Consider the following 16,842-nt stretch of genomic DNA (forward strand, 5'->3'; position numbering starts at 1 on the left):
TGCCGCCAAGCTCGACGTGCAAAGAGTGGAGAGGCGTGCGCTTCGGTGTGGTCATTTCTTCAACCTTTCAATCAGCGGGACTGGTCGCGGACGACCATAACGGTGCAATGCGCATTGCGCACGACACGGGCCAGGTTCGGGCCAATCTCGTAGTTCGGGAAATCGCCCTTGGTCGATGCCATGACGATCAGATCAAAGCCTTCCTTGTAGGCAAGCTTCAGGATTTCGCGGTAAACACTGCCTTCTTCGACATGGACCGGCACGTCGGAAGCCTTGGCATGATCCAGAATCGCCTGAACCGCACCCCGCACGTGGTCCTTTGCGCCGGCACCATAGTTGGCGGGCAGGTTTGGCAGCTGGATGATCTCGGGGATGACGGCAACCGCATGCAATTCGGCACCGTAGAATTTTGCCTGTTCCAAGGCGGTCGGCAGGGCCAGTTTCCACGAGCGGTCGTCGGTGTGATCAATGGGCAGCAGGATTTTCGTGGCCATCACGTCTCTCCTCGAGATATTGAATTCGGTTTCAAAGGCGGGGGGCCGGGATGGCCCCCCGTTTTGGTCGGGCCGAGCTTATTCGGCAGGTGTGCCGCCCGGCTCTTCGGACTTGCCGCCCGAGGCGAAGAACTCTTTCGTCAGTTTGAAGACGATCGGGCTCAGCAGCGCCAAGGCGATCAGGTTCGGGATGGCCATCATGGCGTTCAGCGTATCGGCCAGCAGCCAGATGAAGCCCAGATCCGCGGTTGCGCCGAAGTAGATCATCACGATCCACAGAACGCGGTAGGGCATCAGGGATTTCACGCCCAGCAGGAACTCGACACATTTCTCGCCGTAGAACGACCAGCCGAGGATGGTGGTGAAGGCAAAGATCGACAGAGCGATGGCGATCAGATACCCGCCGATACCTGGCAGCGACAATTCGAACGCGTGGCTGGTCAGCGCCGCACCGGATTCACCCGATGTCCATGCCCCCGAAGCGATGATGGCCAGACCGGTGATCGAGCAGACGATGATGGTATCGATGAACGTACCCAGCATCGCGATCAGACCCTGGTTGACGGGACCTTTGGTCTCGGCAGCGGCGTGCGCGATCGGGGCCGAACCCAGACCGGCTTCGTTCGAGAACACACCACGTGCCACGCCGAAGCGGATGGCGGCCCAGACGGCTGCACCTGCGAAACCACCTTCGGCGGCGGACGGGGTAAACGCATAGGTAAAGACCAGCGACAGCGCATGTCCGATGTTGCCGATGTTGATGAGAAGAACCAGCAGGCCCGCGATGATATAGGCAACGGCCATGAAGGGGACCAGCTTACCGGCGACCGCACCGATGCGGGTGATACCACCCAGGATAACGGCTGCGGTCAGAACCATCAGAACAACGCCAGTGACCGAGGTGTTCAGGCCAAAATTGGCTTCCAGCACCTGAGCAACACCGTTGGCCTGCACACCGTTGCCGATGCCGAAGGCAGCAACCGCGCCGAACAGGGCAAAAGCCACGCCCAGCCAGGCCCATTTCGCACCAAGACCGTTCTTGATGTAGTACATCGGGCCGCCGACATAGTTGCCCAGCTCGTCTTTTTCGCGATATTTCACTGCGCAGACGGCTTCGGCATATTTGGTGGCCATGCCCACCAGGGCGGTCATCCACATCCAGAACAAGGCGCCTGGACCGCCCAGGAAGACAGCAGTGGCCACACCGGCGATGTTACCTGTACCGATGGTCGCCGACAGCGAAGTCATCAGTGCGTTGAACGGGCTGATCTGCCCTTCGCCCTGACCTTCACGGCCTTTGAACAACAGGCTGAAGCCTGTGCCAATGCGCAGGATCGGCATGAATTTCAGCCCGACCTGCAGGAAGAAGCCAACGCCGAGGATGAGAACCAGCATCAGCGGCCCCCACACGACGCCATTGATGGCCCCTACGATTGAATTTAACGCTTCCATGGTTTCCCTCCCATTTGCGTTTGGTTTATGCCCCGGTCGCGATGGCCCGCTGGCGGGCCTGCTTGAGAGCAGTGAAATCTTCGTCGGCATGGAACGATGAACGGGTCAGCGGCGTGGCTGACACGTGCAAAAAGCCCTTAGAACGGGCGATCTGTTCCAGTTGGGCGAACTCCTCGGGTGACCAGAACCGGTCAATCGGATGATGTTTCGGTGTCGGTTGCAGATACTGCCCGACTGTCAGAAAATCGACATTGGCCGCGCGCAGATCATCCATCACCTGACGCACGTCGTTCAGAGTTTCACCCAGCCCGACCATCAGACCCGACTTGGTGAAAATCTCGGGGTTCGAGCGTTTGGCATCGTCCAACAGCCGAAGCGAGGCATAATAGCGCGCGCCGGGGCGAACCGTCGGATACAGGTGCGGGACGGTTTCCAAGTTGTGGTTGAACACGTCCGGCGCTGCGTCAAAGACGATTTTTGCGGCGTCGCCCTTGCCCAGGAAGTCGGGGGTCAGAACCTCGACAGTGGTGCCGGGGTTCTGATGGCGTACGGCGCGGATTGTCTGGGCGATATGCTCGGCCCCGCCGTCGGCCAGATCATCGCGATCAACCGACGTGATCACCACGTGGCGCAGGCCCAGTTTCTTGACCGCCGCCGCAACCCTGCCGGGTTCGAACGCGTCCAGCGCATCGGGGCGGCCGGTGGCCACATTGCAGAACGAACAGCCTCGCGTGCAGATCTCGCCCATGATCATCATGGTTGCATGGCGCTTGGACCAGCATTCGCCGATATTGGGGCAGGCCGCTTCTTCGCAGACTGTTGCCAGACCGTGATCCCGCATCAGACGCCGGGTTTCGTAATACGCGGCGCTTTCGATCTTCTTCTTGCGAATCCATTTCGGTTTGCGCGGGATGACACTGTCGGCCTTCTTGGCCTTTTCCGGGTGACGTGGTCGAAGCTGGATGGTCATCTGGCTGTCCTCACTTACGCGTGGATTGCGCGGCCCATGGCATCGAGGCAGGCTTCCTTGACCGCCTCGCCCATCGCCGGGTGCGCATGACAGGTTGCCGCAACCTCGGCGACGGTCGCGCTTTTGGTCATGGCCAGAACCAACTCGGCGATCAGATCGCCGCCATGCGCACCACAGATATGAGCTCCGAGGATCTTGCCGTCGGAACCGGCCAGAACCTTGACCGCGCCATCTGTTTCACCCGTCGAGCGCGCCCGCGAATTGGCCATGAAGGCAAACTTGCCGACAACATATTCGACGCCCGCGTCTTTCAGGGCCTCTTCGGTCTGACCAAACGAGGCCACTTCGGGATCGGTGTAGACCACACCCGGCACGGTGTTGTAATCGACATGACCGGCTTCGCCGGCCAGCATCTCGACACAGGCAACGCCGTCCTCTTCGGCCTTGTGGGCCAGCATCGGGCCGGGAACACAATCACCAATGGCATAGATACCGGGCACCGACGTCTGGAATGTGCTGTCGACTTCGATGAAGCCACGCGGGTTTATGGCCACGCCCAGCTCTTCCAGCCCAAGCCCGCGCGTCACCGGGCTACGGCCCACAGCGATCAGAACCTTGTCGGTCTCGATCGCCTCTTGCTTGTCCTTGCCGACGCGGTCCACGGTCAGGGTCAGGCCAGCCGCGGTTTTCTCAACCGATTTGAGGGCTCGGCCCAGTTGGAACTTCAAACCGCGTTTGGACAGCGCCCGCTGCGCCAGCTTTGCGATCTCGCCATCGATGCCGGGCAAAATGCGATCCAGATATTCGACCACGGTGACCTTGGCACCCAATCGTGCCCAGACCTGACCCAGCTCCAGTCCGATGACACCCGCACCGATCACCACCAGATGATCCGGAACGCTCTGCAACGCGATTGCACCGGTGGAACTGAGCACATCCTGCTCATCAATCTCGATCCCCGGCAGTGAGGTCGGCTCGGATCCTGTCGCGATCAGGATGTTCTTTGCTTCGTATACGCTGTCGCCGACCTTGACCTGACCAGTGGCCGGGATGCTGGCCCAGCCTTCGATCAGATCGACGCCGTTCTTCTTGAACAGGAACGCGATGCCCTTGGTCAGATCTCCGACGATCTTGTCCTTGCGCCCCATCATCGCACTGACGTCGATGCTGGCCCCCTCGACCGCAATGCCATGGGAGGAGAGATGTGCAAGCTCGGCATATTTGGCCGAGGAGGTCAGCAACGCTTTGGAGGGGATGCACCCCACGTTCAGACAGGTACCGCCCAGTGCGCCGCGCCCTTCGACACAGGCCACATTCAGCCCCAGCTGAGCCGCGCGGATCGCGGCAACATAGCCGCCCGGTCCGCCCCCGATAACGATGAGGTCATAGGTATTCATTTCGCGCACTCTCAGTAGATCGGGTAGCTTGCGCAAAGAGCGCGAACCTGTTTGCGGGTTTCCTTTTCGACGGTTTCGTCACCGTCAGGAGACTTCGCGAGCGCCTCCAGAACATCACCGATCAGATGGCCGATCTGCCTGAACTCTTCCGGGCCAAAGCCACGGCTGCACCCGGCGGCGGTGCCCAGACGGATGCCGCTGGTGATGGTGGGTTTTTCCGGATCTCCGGGAACGCTGTTCTTGTTGCAGGTAAAGCCGGCCCGTTCGAGCGCCGCCTCGGCGTCCTTGCCGGTTACGCCGATCGGGCGCAGATCGACCAGCATCAGGTGGTTCTGGGTGCCGCCAGAAACGATGTCACATCCGCGCGCCATCATGACGCTGGCCAAGGCCGATGCGCTGTCAACGACGCGCTGCATGTATTCCTTGAATTCGGGTTTCAGTGCCTCGCCAAAGGCCACCGCCTTGCCTGCGATGACGTGCATCAGCGGGCCACCCTGTAGGCCGGGGAAGACAGCCGAGTTGATCTTTTTCGCCAGCGCCTCGTCATTGGTCAGGATGATGCCGCCACGAGGCCCGCGCAGCGTCTTGTGCGTGGTCGAGGTCACGACATGTGCGTGTCCCACAGGCGAGGGGTGCAGGCCGGTCGCCACCAATCCGGCAATATGAGCCATATCGGCCAGCAGCCATGCGCCAACCTCGTCCGCGATTTCGCGGAACCTGGCAAAGTCGATCTTTTGCGAGTAGGCGGACGCACCTGCGATGATCAGCCTGGGCTTTTCCGCCCGCGCCAATTCGGCGACCTGATCATAATCGATCAGCCCTGCATCGGTCAGGCCGTACTGCACGGGCCGGAACCATTTGCCGGACTGCGCCGGTTTCGCACCGTGGGTCAGATGGCCACCTGCGTCCAGCGACATGCCAAGAATGGTATCGCCCGGGTTCAGCAACGCCAGCTTGACGGCCCCGTTGGCCTGTGCGCCGGAATGGGGCTGAACGTTGGCATATTCACAGCCAAACAGCTTCTTGAGGCGTTCGATCGCCTCGACTTCGACCTCATCGACATATTCGCAGCCGCCATAATAGCGGCGGCCCGGATAGCCTTCGGCATATTTGTTGGTCAAGACCGAACCCTGCGCTTCGATCACGGCCTTCGAGACAATGTTCTCCGAGGCGATCAACTCGATCTGTTCCGCCTGGCGTTCACGCTCGCGTGAGATGGACGCAGCAATGACGGGATCTGCCTCAATCAGCGACGTTTTGAACATAGTCTCCTCCTTTTGCCCCGAATCCTCAGTGCGAAACTTTGTTTCCTATAAGGGAAATAATGCGCCTTAGGCAACAAAAATCTCTTATTCAAGAAGTTGCGTATATATTGGGAGGCATGTAACCTTTGATAAAACAGGGGGAATTCAATGGGCGACGAAAGCCGAAATGATGTTTCCGGACAGGAATTTCAGGATGAAGGAGAGGCTCTGGGCCGCTCCATCCGCGATGCGCGGCGCGCGAAAGGGTGGACTCTGGAAGAAGCCGGCCGCGCTGCGGGTATCGGGCGCTCGACGCTGTCCAAGATCGAAAACAACCAGACGAAGCCAAGCTTTGACATTGTACGGCGTCTGACACAGGCCCTGGATATGAGCACCCCGCAGTTGTTTCTTCAGTCGGGTCAATCCGGCATTTCAGGCCGCCGTGATTTCACTCCGAAAGGCGAGGGGGAAATCAAGGATACGCCCACTTACCTGCATGAACTGCTTTGCCCCGAACTGACCAGCAAGCGAATGCTGCCCTATATCGCGACAATCAAGGCGCGCGACCTGTCGGAGTTCGAGACGTGGATCCGACATTCCGGAGAAGAATTCATGTATGTGCTCAGCGGTGAACTCATCTTCGTGTCTGAACATTACCGCCCTTTGCCAATGAAGGCCGGTGACTCGCTTTATTATGACAGCGGAATGGGGCATGGGTGTATTTCGACCAGCGAAGAAGACGCCAAGGTGCTTTGGGTTTCGCTGGAATAGCCCCCAGGGTTCTTTGGTTTTCCAGAAAAGCCGGCATCGCCATGCGCACCCCATTCAGCCGTCAGACAGGCTTCGGTGGCGAAACGCCGTCGGGGTCTGGCCGAATTCTGCCTTGAATGCCCGGGTCATGGCGCTGGCGTTTTCATATCCGCAACGGCCGGCGATTTCGGCGATGGACTGCTCGGTATCTTCTGCCAGGTTGCGTGCAAGGTTCAGCCTCAGCCGGCGGTACAGCGCCTGCGGCGTGGTTTTGAGCTCCGCCTGAACGCGCATTTCGATCCGCTTTTGCGAACACCCGATCTTGCGGGCCAGTTCCCTGATCGAAAGAGGTGTTTCAAGGTTCGCCTGCATGACAGCCAGTGCGCGATTGACCAAAGTGTCTTCGGATTTCAGAGGCAAAGGGTAATGATCCTGCCCATTTCGGCTCATCAGAAGATGCCCGACTTCCATGGACAAAAGGGGGCCGTGATCCCTGCGGATAAGGGCCGAGGCCAGATCGAACGCGGCCATCGCCCCGGAACAGGTCAGCCTGTTGCCATCGATGACATAACGTTCCTGTACCGCATCCACGGCCGGAAAGCTTTCTTCGAACCGGGAAAGTTCGTCCCAGTGAATGGTCGCCCGGTGCTCATCCAGCAAACCGGCGCGGGCCAGCAGCCAGCTGCCGGTATCCAATCCGGCCACTTGGCGGTGTTTTTTGGCAGCATCCAGCACGATGCGCGTGGTCGCTCGCGTGTCCAGCTTGCGATACCCATAGGACGGCATGACCACCAGAACGTCGCCTTGCTGGTCAGAGATTGAGCCATTCGGTGTAACGACAAGGCCGCTGGAACTTTGCACGGGGTCTCCGTCCATGGAGCAGAAACGCCATGAATACAAAACCTGCCTCGACAGGTTGTTCGCAGCCCTGAGCGGTTCGACCATGTTTGCAAGGCAATGGTTCGAAAACCCGTTGAAGAGCAGGATGTTGTATTGTCGTGTCAAAATTTTCGAATTTGGCATGATCTGATATCAACTCTGCATGCCGTGACCATGGGCGATGGCGTTTGGTTGGTCAACCACCGATCCAGGGAACACGCGCCATGCAGTTTGGTCTGACAGAAGAACAGGACATGATCGTCTCGACGGTCCGCAGCTTTGTTGAAAACGAAATCTACCCGCATGAAGACGCGGTCGAGCGCTCGGGAACCGTGCCTCCTGAACTGGGCGAGCAGATCAAGCAGAAATGTATCGATCTGGGCTTTTATGCCTGCAACTTCCCCGAGGAAGTCGGCGGCGCAGGTCTGTCTCATCTGGATTTCACCTTGGTCGAGCGCGAGCTTGGCCGCGGGTCAATGGCGCTGACGCATTTCTTTGGGCGCCCGCAGAACATCCTGATGGCCTGCAACGACGAGCAGCGCGAACGGTATCTTTTGCCTGCCGTACGTGGCGACAAGATGGACGCTCTGGCGATGACCGAACCGGATGCGGGTTCGGATGTGCGTGGTATGAAATGCCAGGCGGTGCGCGATGGCGGCGACTGGGTTGTCAACGGATCGAAACATTTCATCTCGGGCGCGGAACATGCGGATTTCTTCATCGTTTTCATCGCGACCGGCGTGGACGAAACTCCCAAGGGCCCGAAGAAACGCATCACCACTTTCCTGGTGGATCGCGGTACTCCGGGGTTTGAAGTGCGCGAGGGCTACAACTCGGTCAGCCACAAGGGCTACAAGAACTATATCCTGTATTTCGACAACTGCCGTCTGCCTGACGCACAGGTCCTGGGCGAGGTTGATGGCGGTTTTGCCGTGATGAACGAATGGCTTTACGCAACCCGCCTGACGGTTGCGGCGTTCTCGGTCGGTCGCGCGCGGCGCTGCTTTGACTATGCGCTGAACTATGCGGCCGAGCGCAAACAGTTCGGCCAGCCCATCGGCAAGTTTCAGGGCGTCGGCTTCCAGATCGCCGACATGATCACCGAGATCGATGCCGCCGATTGGCTGACACTCGCGGCCGCGTGGCGTCTGGATCAAAACCTGCCATCGAACCGCGAGATTGCCTCGGCCAAGCTCTATGCCTCGGAAACGCTGGCGCGGGTGACGGATACCACACTTCAGATCTTCGGGGGTATGGGTTTGATGGACGATTTCCCGATCGAACGGTTCTGGCGCGATGCCCGGGTCGAGCGCATCTGGGACGGCACCAGCGAAATTCAGCGCCACATCATCAGCCGCGATCTTCTACGTCCCTTGGGCGCCTGACCATGAACAAAAACCTGACCCGGCTGCTGCGCCCGAAAACCATCGCCGTCATCGGCGGCGGCGCGTGGTGTCAGCAGGTAATTCTGCAATCCGAACGCATGGGCTATGCCGGTCAAATCTGGCCGGTGCATCCCAAAGCGTCGGAAATTGCGGGCCACAGGGTTTTCGGCCACATCGAAGACCTGCCCGAAGCCCCGGATGCGGTTTTCATCGGGATCAACCGCCACGCCACCATCGAGGCCGTTCGTGTCCTGTCCAATATGGGCGCAGGTGGGGCGGTGTGCTTTGCATCGGGCTTTTCCGAGGCCGTTGCCGAAGATGACACCGGCGGGGACTTGCAGGATCAACTGATTGCAGCAGCTGGTGACATGCCCATTCTTGGCCCGAACTGCTATGGCTTCATCAACGCGCTGGATGGGGCGCTGTTGTGGCCGGACCAGCACGGGGCCACCCCTGTGGACAAGGGCGTGGCGATCCTGACGCAAAGCTCGAACATCTCGATCAACCTGACCATGCAGAAACGTGGGTTGCCGATCGCCTACATGATGGCCTGCGGAAACATGGCCCAGACCAGCCAGGCCGAAATCGCCTCGGCCTTGATCGATGATCCGCGCGTCACCGCCGTGGGTCTGCATGTCGAAGGGTTCAAGGACATCCGGGAATGGGAGGCGCTGGCCGCCAAGGCCTATTCAAAGGGCATTCCGCTGGTTGCCCTGAAAGTGGGTGCGTCGGAGCAGGCACAGGCCGCGACGGTCTCGCACACTGCGTCGCTTGCGGGCAGCGATGCGGGCGCGCAGGCCCTTCTGGACCGGCTGGGCATTCCGCGTCTGGCCGCGTTGCCCGACTTTCTTGAGACGCTGAAACTGTTGCATTGCTATGGGCCGCTGCCGGGTGGCCGCATCGCTTCGATCAGTTGTTCAGGGGGTGAGGCGAGCCTGATCGCGGATATGGCGGTTGGTACGGGCCTGAGTTTTCCGCAGTTGAGCGATGACAAAAGGGCGCGCTTGCGTGACGCGCTTGGCCCTATGGTCGCGTTGAACAATCCGCTGGATTATCACACGTATATCTGGCGCGACGAAGAGGCGATGGCACAGGCCTGGTCGGGCATGACGGGTGACGACATCGACCTGACGTTCTCGATCGTCGACTATCCGACGACGGATCCGACCGACTGGAGTTGCGCGACCCGAGCTGCGTTGAAAGTGCGTGCTGAAACCGGCGCCCGGTTTGCGATTGTTGCGACGCTGCCTGAACTTCTGCCTGAAGACGTCGCGCAAGAGCTGATGGCCGGTGGTGTCGTTCCATTCATGGGATTGCGCGAAGCACTGGCGGCCACGCGCGCTGCGGGTCAGATTTCGCCACCGTCCGCGCATCCTGTCTGGTTGCCTGGAAAGGCTGAGGCGACCCAAACCCTGACCGAAGGCGAATCGAAACGGGCGCTGGCCGAATGCGGCCTGCAAGTTCCGCAAAGCCGCACGGTTTGCGGCCCGGCAGAGGCCCATTCGGCCACGCAGGACATGGAAGCCCCCTTTGCCGTGAAAGGTGTTGGGCTTGCGCATAAATCCGAACACGGCGCTGTTCGGCTGGGCATCAAGGCCGAGGATGTGGCCGATGTCGCAGCCGAAATTGGCACAGAAAGCATCCTGATCGAAGAGATGATCACCGGAACCGTTGCCGAATTGCTGGTCGGTGTCGTCCGTGACCCGGCGCATGGGTTTGTCCTGACATTGGGGGCGGGGGGCGTGCTGACCGAAATCCTGCGCGACACGGCGTCGGTGCTGGTGCCAAGCACGCCCGAGGACATCCGTGCCGCGCTTGGTAAATTGAAAATTGCCCCGCTTTTGGCAGGCTATCGCGGCCAACGGGCGGCTGATATGGATGCAATCATCGCCGCAGTCGACGCCGTTCAGGCCTATGTCATGCAAAATGCCGACACGCTTGGCGAGGTCGAGATTAACCCGCTCCTGTGCACGCCGGACAAGGCCGTTGCCGTGGATGCACTGATAAGAAAGGCCTGAGATATGGACCCGATCAAAACCCGCCGCGACGGAGCGATCCTTGAGGTGACGCTGGACCGGCCCAAGGCCAACGCCATCGATCTTGTCACCAGCCGCAGGATGGGTGAGGTGTTCGCCGCGTTTCGCGACGATCCAGAGCTGCGCGTGGCCATTCTGACGGGCGGCGGAGAGAAGTTTTTTTGTCCGGGCTGGGACCTGAAAGCAGCGGCCGACGGGGATGCGGTAGACGGGGACTATGGTGTCGGAGGGTTCGGCGGCCTGCAAGAGCTGCGCGACCTGAACAAACCCGTGATCGCGGCCGTCAACGGCATCGCCTGTGGCGGCGGGCTGGAGCTGGCCCTGTCAGCCGACATGATCCTTGCCGCCGATCACGCCACGTTCGCCCTGCCGGAAATCCGCTCGGGGACTGTCGCGGACGCGGCCAGCGTCAAACTGCCCAAGCGCATCCCTTACCACATCGCGATGGAGTTGCTGCTTACCGGCCGTTGGTTCGACGCAGAGGAAGCCAATCGCTGGGGTCTGGTGAACGAGATCGTCGCCGCGGATCAACTGATGGACCGCGCCTGGGAGCTGGCCCGGCTGTTGGCCTCGGGGCCACCTCTGGTTTACGCCGCGATCAAGGAAATCGTACGTGATGCCGAAGATGCCAAGTTTCAGGATGCCATGAATCGCATCACCAAGCGTCAGCTCAGAACCGTGGACGTTCTCTATGCCAGCGAAGATCAACTGGAAGGCGCGCGCGCTTTCGCCGAAAAAAGGGATCCGGTCTGGAAAGGAAAGTGAACTCTGATCGCAGAACGTGAATTTGCCATTTACTGATCCGTGCCGCACGTGCACAGTTAGGCATGCCGTATTTCGAACGAAAACCATATGTTAGTGCATCTCGGGCGGTCAGCCCGATTGCTCCGCAGCCTGACAATCAACCGATTTCTGATATAGCACGCCGCGTGCTCGACAGGGAACGGGGCCCGCAGCAGCATCTGGACGGTCCGTTCAGGTGCCGCAAAACCTGTCATCCCGGCGGCACCGCCACCATTCTGCTGTGTTTTGAAGCACCGGAAGGCGCGGCCCCTGTTCAGATGCAGTTCGAACCAGGCGATCTGACCAACCCGAACGGGGACATTCTGCCGGCTAACCGCATCAATGTGATCCCGCCACAAATCCAGCTTGAACCGGGGGAAGCAACGGATGTTGCTGTTGCCGTCACTATACCCGATCTCACCGAACCCGGTGAATATCATGGCCGGATCGTCTGTACCGGAACGGACCAGACTTCGGTCGTGGTGGTTTTCGAGGTGGCGGGCGCTCAGACCTGACGGGTCACGAGATAGTCCATGAACTGTCCCAGAAACGCGCGCGGCGCGTCTTCTGTACCCGCGAACACCCGCGCGAACTCACTCCGGGCCGAGGCCAGCAGATCATTTGCCGCGTCTTGTGCATAGCGGATGCTGCCGTAATGGTTCATGCGCTCCAGCACCCAGGCGACATCTTGCGTCGACCGGGCATCGCGTGGGTTTGACAGCATCTCGGCCAACCGTGCCTGTTCGGGCTCTTCCGCCTTCAGGCCAAGCTGGCCCAGCATCAGCGTGCGTTTGCCTTCATAGATGTCCCCGCCGATTTCCTTGCCGTAACTGTCCTGAGAGCCGACGAGATTCAAGACGTCGTCCTGAATCTGAAACGCTGCACCCAGGAAAAAGCCAAAGGCATTGAAATCATCCAGATTAAGCGCACCGGACTCGACATCATGTGGCCGCGCAATCAGGGCCCCGATGCGCATCGGGTGAATGAAACTGTACCAACAGGTCTTTTTCAGACACATCCTCAGATAATCTGATGCATCGACGTTCAAACGATTGTCGCGAATCCAGCCAAGTTCCAACGCCTGACCTTCGATGGATTGCTGCAACAGATGGTCGAACTCATCCACCACGCGCATACCGGTTTCCGGGCCCAACGGCCCCAGGTTCTGACGCAGCAGACGCAGGGCAAGCGATTGCATCCCGTCGCCGGTATTGATTGCAAGGGGAACCCCAAGCCGCTTGTGCATACATTCGCGCCCGCGCCGGAAATCGCTTTGATCTTCGATGTCGTCGTGGATCAGAAAAGCGTTGTGCAGCAGCTCTAGAACTGCGGCCGAGACCCTTGCATTCTCGCTGTTTCCGCCGAAGGCTTCGCATGTCGCCAACAGCAGGGCGGGCCTCAAGCCCTTGCCCGAGGTTTCGATGTAGTCGCGCATCGGACCATATAGATAGGCCTGAGGCTCACCCGTCGGCAACAGGCCCAAAAGCGTTTCGCGCGCCTGATCCCCGTAGAAGGTCAGGGTTTTCAGAAAATCCTGTTTCGCCGCAGGATCCAAATGCGCGGTTCCGGATTTCACAGGCTCAGCCCTTCTGGGTGATGATCACGCGGCTTTTGCCTTCCCGCGCGCCGGATCGTTCCGGACCGCCGCCAAACGCAGAAAGCGGTTCGTCAGAAATTGGCAACGCCCTGGACAAGGCACCTGATTGACCACTGTCCCGACCCAGATCATACGCGACATCTTCCGCCAGCTCATCCCCCGGGATCGGCAGATCCGCGGTGGGCTCGTAATTCGCGATGAGGTCGAACAGCTCTTTCGGGGGGCAGATCATTCGAAGCGCTTCGGCAATGGCTGGCTCCTCGGTGATGCCGCCGGGTTTTGAATATTCCGCTGCCGGTTCCCCTATGGCGGCAAGAGGGCCATCACCGCCACGATCAACTCCTGCCGTGTCCTGACCCATTTTCAGCGCGGCTTCGACCGCAACCGCGAACCGATTGTCCCACGGAAGGCCAGCCTGATAGCGGGCGTAATCATAGGCGCGCAGCGGTTTCAGGATGTCGGGTTCATGCAGGTCCCAGATCTGGCAGGGCTCGGCATCCGATCCACTGCGTTGAAGAATGGCGTTGACGGCCCGACGCGCGGCCTCGTTCGCCCCTTCCATCGTGGCAAGGTCGGTGAAAGTGCGGACATAATCCGACGCCAGGAAGAAATTCGGGATGAGCGTGGCCGCATCCGGGCGCAAGCGCCAGCTGTTGATACGGTTGACCAACAAGGGTTCGACATTGCTTTGACGCTTGGGGTCGTTCGGGTCTTGAACGATATCAGGATCGAGGAACCAGTAATGCATATCCTCGTCCCGCAGAACGGTTTGGCCATCCACGTTGATGCTGCGCTTGAGTTGTTCCCAAACCTCTTGTGCGATCTCTTCCCGGCTGCAATCGCGCGCGGTCTTTCCGTTCAACCCCGGCTTGTCCCATTCGGAGATATCGATTGACAGCAGGCCTTTGGTCTTTCCTTCAGCCCAGTTTTCGAAATTGATCCCCGGCCAGAACTGTTTTTGCGACACAGCCGTCAAGGCCCATGGGCTGTCGATGAAAATGACGTGGCCGTGGGTCAGCTCGACATCCTTGGTCAGATAGAACTGAATGCCATTCATCCATTGCACGTCATCGGCCAGCAAAGGCAGTTTGGCAAGTGCGGGGTCAACCGCCATCATTTCCGGGGTCACAAGCGGTGCCATGCGTTCAATCGGCATGGCGCTGATGAACCAATCCCCCGTGACCTGCTTTTCTTCGCCATCCTGTTCGACCGTTGCGCCGACGATCTTGCCGTTCCGGCACTCGATTCCGGTGACTTTGGAGTCAAAATTGTACACGACCCCCTTGCTTGTCAGGTAATCCAGCCACGGTTGAATCCAGACAAGATTGGTGGGCCCGTTCAGCAGCCTGTTGCAGTGGGGTTCGGGCGTGGCGATACCCAGCTGAAGCTGAACCGCAATGTCCCCCACTGTCTTCGTGCTTGCCGTCGTGGCCTTGGCGGCCACCAACGAACGGGTCAGGCCGATGGCAAGGAACTTCTGATAGGCTTCCGAACGGTCCTGCGCGCCGATGAAATCCCACCAACCGATCCGTTCATATTCGTCAAACCGGCGTTCCTTGCAGGACGTCGCGATCCGCCACATGCAGGCGACAAAATGTTCGACATCCTCATACGCGATCTGGTCCCTCGGCGAAAGCGCGAATGCAATGGTCTTGAAGGCGTCGGCAACATCCTTGAGCGTGCGGGGGAACCGTTCCGGGACGATGATGCCGGGCTTGTCAAACTGGCTGACCAGAACTTGCGTGGTCGGGACAAGATTGTCAAAGCACGTGCCCTTGTCGTAATACGGCGTGCGGGCCATCGTGTCGGTGATATGCCGATAAAAGTTCGGAAAGAACCTGAACCCATGTTCACCGGGCAACCAGGGCCGTTTCACGCCGGGCGGATAATTGGCCCCATCCATCTCGGCCCATTTTTCCAGCGCCTTGATGTGTTTCGCCTTCGAGCCGTGATCCCCTTCACCCTTCATCACCGGGATGCTGCGGGCTTTGCCGCCGGGGATCAGCTGGCGTTCGTGGACTTCTACCTCGAACCCGCGTTCAATCAGTTCGTGCGCGGCGCTCATGCCAGCCACGCCTCCCCCAAGAATGACAACCTTGTCAGGCATCGGAAATTCCTTTCGCGGAATAGACGTCAAAGCGCAGGGTTATGTCTGACAGGCTGGCTTCGCCAATGCCAAAACCCTGCATCCGATTCATCCAGCTGAAATGCGGATTCGAGGTCAGGTAACGCGGTGCAAGCCGTACCGGAGCCGAAGCGGGCAGATTACCCTTGGACAATGCCGCATATCCGTCCGGGCCGAAGTCACACACACCCGTATCTTCGAACAGGATCGGAGCTTGTCCGATGGACGGTCTTATAAGTGCCTTTGCATGAAGCAGCCCCACACCATCGGGCCGAACGCGCATCCAGTCTCCTCCGATCGGTTCGATCACCCCTTTCAGATGCGGGCCTTCGACGGTGCCCCCTTCTTTGATGGCGAAATGCAGCCAAATCCCGTCCGGTGTCTCGCCCGAGGGGTGAAAGCTGCTTTCGAACGGCACCACAAATTTGGCGACATGTTCCAGTACCGGCGGCGCCACTGCGGTTTTTGCCGGTTCCGGTGCGGCAGGTTCAATTGCCTTTTCGGGCCCGGGGTCAAACTCGCGCCCTCCCGACGTCAGCACCGGACGCCAGGACAAAGTTTTTTCCTGTTTGACCGACGGCAGAATGGCTGCGAATTGTTGAAACCCTGTTTGCGGGTCCCGCAACAAAGGCCACCCGCGAATGGCACGCTCGGGGCCGCCATCTTCCGAACAGATCAGACGTAGCGTGTCATGCGACGACACGGATGGACCGGCTTCCACCAACACCCGACTGAGACCGTCTGCGTTGATCGCCTCGGACCAACGCAGCGTCACGCCCCGATCTGAAAACTCGCGCACGACCCGATCTCCGGTCAACAGGTTATGGTGCGGACGGCCTTAGCTTCCTTGATCCTGAGATGGAACTTCTGCTGCACGCGGAAGACGTGCTCGCCCTCGGCAGAGGTTTGCAGATACTTCACGGCGATATCCGAGGGCACGACGATTTCAACCGGTGCACCCAGCAGGGACACAAGCACTGCCTTGTCCGGGGGCAGGGTGCTGGAACGCAGCAACGGCCCGTCCAAGAACGGGAGAATGCTGTCACGTGGCAGCACCATCGAATTCGGCAGCGGGGTCGTGACCGCACGGAACAGACCGTTGCCCATCACACAGGCATAGGGGCCCAGATAGCCATACGTTTCCAGCGTGCTGATGCCCTCGACGACGGCCTCGAAAACATCGGTTCCGCTATAGTTCTTTTTGGACGTGGATTTGGTTTTGCCTTCGCCCGCTTCAAGCAATCCCGGATATTTGCCACCGCCGCTGATCGTATAGATCTGCGGCAATGAGTCGGGCGCGCCGCCGGCGTGTTTGGGGGCCTGTCCGGTGCCGGGTTGACCGTTGAAAACGATGTCATCCTCTACCCGTGCCACAACGGCGGCCGCTCGGCGGAACATGATCTGAGCCGCCGTCAGTTCCGGATCAGCCACCTGTGCGCCTTTCAGGTACACGTTCACCGATACGGTGGTAAGGCGCAGCGTATCATAATCGTTCACGTCAAGACGTTCTTTGGATGCACCAGATGAATTGTCCACCAGATGCAGCTTGTTCAGCGGGACGGATTGCGTGTCAGCGGGCAGCGGTCCGTACAGGGGCAGGAAACTGGCGGCCACCCGAGCGCGAAGCGCCTCATCATGGACGGCCTTTTTCACGGCGCTCCACTGATCTTCATTCCAATCCAATGCATCGGTCATTGCAAATCCCTCTCGGTGCTGCTGCCCAATTCGGC

15 protein-coding genes are annotated in these 16,842 nt (G+C 59.6%); 5 read left to right on the forward strand and 10 right to left on the reverse strand.

Annotated elements, in window-relative coordinates:
* Nucleotides 1-71: 71 nt before the first annotated feature.
* The 5 genes from GOW04_RS07380 to glyA all read right to left on the reverse strand — a co-directional run bounded on the left by GOW04_RS07380 (nt 72) and on the right by glyA (nt 5,578).
* Complete coding sequence (locus tag GOW04_RS07380; protein ID WP_152460407.1) at nt 72-494, reverse strand: universal stress protein; 423 nt, start codon at nt 492-494, stop codon at nt 72-74.
* Nucleotides 495-572: 78 nt separating this feature from the next.
* A complete protein-coding gene (locus GOW04_RS07385) occupies nt 573-1,946 on the reverse strand; it encodes a sodium:alanine symporter family protein (protein WP_171205224.1) in 1,374 nt (457 codons plus the stop codon).
* Between the two features lie 25 nt (nt 1,947-1,971).
* Nucleotides 1,972-2,916: a lipoyl synthase gene (lipA, locus tag GOW04_RS07390; RefSeq protein WP_171232056.1), complete on the reverse strand. Its 945-nt coding sequence runs from the start codon at nt 2,914-2,916 to the stop codon at nt 1,972-1,974.
* Nucleotides 2,917-2,930: 14 nt separating this feature from the next.
* Nucleotides 2,931-4,313 (reverse strand): dihydrolipoyl dehydrogenase, encoded by a 1,383-nt coding sequence (gene lpdA / locus GOW04_RS07395; RefSeq protein ID WP_171232057.1) that lies wholly within the window; start codon nt 4,311-4,313, stop codon nt 2,931-2,933.
* An 11-nt stretch (nt 4,314-4,324) separates the two neighbouring features.
* A complete protein-coding gene (glyA, locus tag GOW04_RS07400; protein ID WP_171232058.1) occupies nt 4,325-5,578 on the reverse strand; it encodes a serine hydroxymethyltransferase in 1,254 nt (417 codons plus the stop codon).
* A gap of 147 nt (nt 5,579-5,725) precedes the next feature.
* Here glyA and GOW04_RS07405 point away from each other — a divergent pair, with 147 nt between their 5' ends.
* Nucleotides 5,726-6,328, forward strand: coding sequence for a helix-turn-helix domain-containing protein (locus GOW04_RS07405; protein WP_171232059.1), 603 nt, complete (start codon nt 5,726-5,728; stop codon nt 6,326-6,328).
* 54 nt (nt 6,329-6,382) lie between these two features.
* Here GOW04_RS07405 and GOW04_RS07410 read toward each other — a convergent pair whose 3' ends face one another.
* The gene (locus GOW04_RS07410) at nt 6,383-7,330 is read right to left on the reverse strand and encodes a GlxA family transcriptional regulator (RefSeq protein WP_171232060.1); all 948 of its coding nucleotides are present in this window, start codon (nt 7,328-7,330) and stop codon (nt 6,383-6,385) included.
* Between the two features lie 80 nt (nt 7,331-7,410).
* On the opposite strand from GOW04_RS07410, the gene GOW04_RS07415 reads away from it, so the two are divergent.
* From GOW04_RS07415 to GOW04_RS07430, 4 genes are all read left to right on the forward strand, one after another.
* A complete protein-coding gene (locus tag GOW04_RS07415; RefSeq protein ID WP_152460401.1) occupies nt 7,411-8,571 on the forward strand; it encodes an acyl-CoA dehydrogenase family protein in 1,161 nt (386 codons plus the stop codon).
* A 2-nt stretch (nt 8,572-8,573) separates the two neighbouring features.
* Nucleotides 8,574-10,589, forward strand: coding sequence for an acetate--CoA ligase family protein (locus GOW04_RS07420; RefSeq protein WP_171232061.1), 2,016 nt, complete (start codon nt 8,574-8,576; stop codon nt 10,587-10,589).
* Between the two features lie 3 nt (nt 10,590-10,592).
* Nucleotides 10,593-11,372 carry a carnitinyl-CoA dehydratase gene (locus GOW04_RS07425; protein ID WP_170345511.1) on the forward strand — a complete coding sequence of 260 codons (780 nt, stop codon included), beginning with the start codon at nt 10,593-10,595 and terminating at the stop codon, nt 11,370-11,372.
* A 164-nt stretch (nt 11,373-11,536) separates the two neighbouring features.
* Nucleotides 11,537-11,905, forward strand: coding sequence for a hypothetical protein (locus GOW04_RS07430; RefSeq protein ID WP_171232062.1), 369 nt, complete (start codon nt 11,537-11,539; stop codon nt 11,903-11,905).
* On the opposite strand, the gene GOW04_RS07435 is transcribed toward GOW04_RS07430, so the two are convergent.
* From GOW04_RS07435 to GOW04_RS07450, 4 genes are read right to left on the reverse strand one after another with little or no spacing between them, the layout of a single operon-like run.
* Nucleotides 11,896-12,966 (reverse strand): polyprenyl synthetase family protein, encoded by a 1,071-nt coding sequence (locus tag GOW04_RS07435; RefSeq protein ID WP_216598263.1) that lies wholly within the window; start codon nt 12,964-12,966, stop codon nt 11,896-11,898. The two genes, GOW04_RS07430 and GOW04_RS07435, sit on opposite strands and share 10 nt — an antisense overlap.
* A 4-nt stretch (nt 12,967-12,970) precedes the next feature.
* The gene (locus GOW04_RS07440; RefSeq protein WP_171232063.1) at nt 12,971-15,094 is read right to left on the reverse strand and encodes an FAD-dependent oxidoreductase; all 2,124 of its coding nucleotides are present in this window, start codon (nt 15,092-15,094) and stop codon (nt 12,971-12,973) included.
* Nucleotides 15,087-15,911, reverse strand: coding sequence for a DUF3237 domain-containing protein (locus GOW04_RS07445; protein WP_171232064.1), 825 nt, complete (start codon nt 15,909-15,911; stop codon nt 15,087-15,089). Before GOW04_RS07445 ends, GOW04_RS07440 begins: the two co-directional genes overlap by 8 nt.
* Before the next feature lie 14 nt (nt 15,912-15,925).
* The gene (locus GOW04_RS07450) at nt 15,926-16,807 is read right to left on the reverse strand and encodes an encapsulin (protein WP_171232065.1); all 882 of its coding nucleotides are present in this window, start codon (nt 16,805-16,807) and stop codon (nt 15,926-15,928) included.
* Nucleotides 16,808-16,842 lie beyond the last annotated feature (35 nt).

It is taken from the genome of Ruegeria sp. HKCCA4812 (assembly GCF_013034245.1).
Classification (GTDB): domain Bacteria; phylum Pseudomonadota; class Alphaproteobacteria; order Rhodobacterales; family Rhodobacteraceae; genus Ruegeria.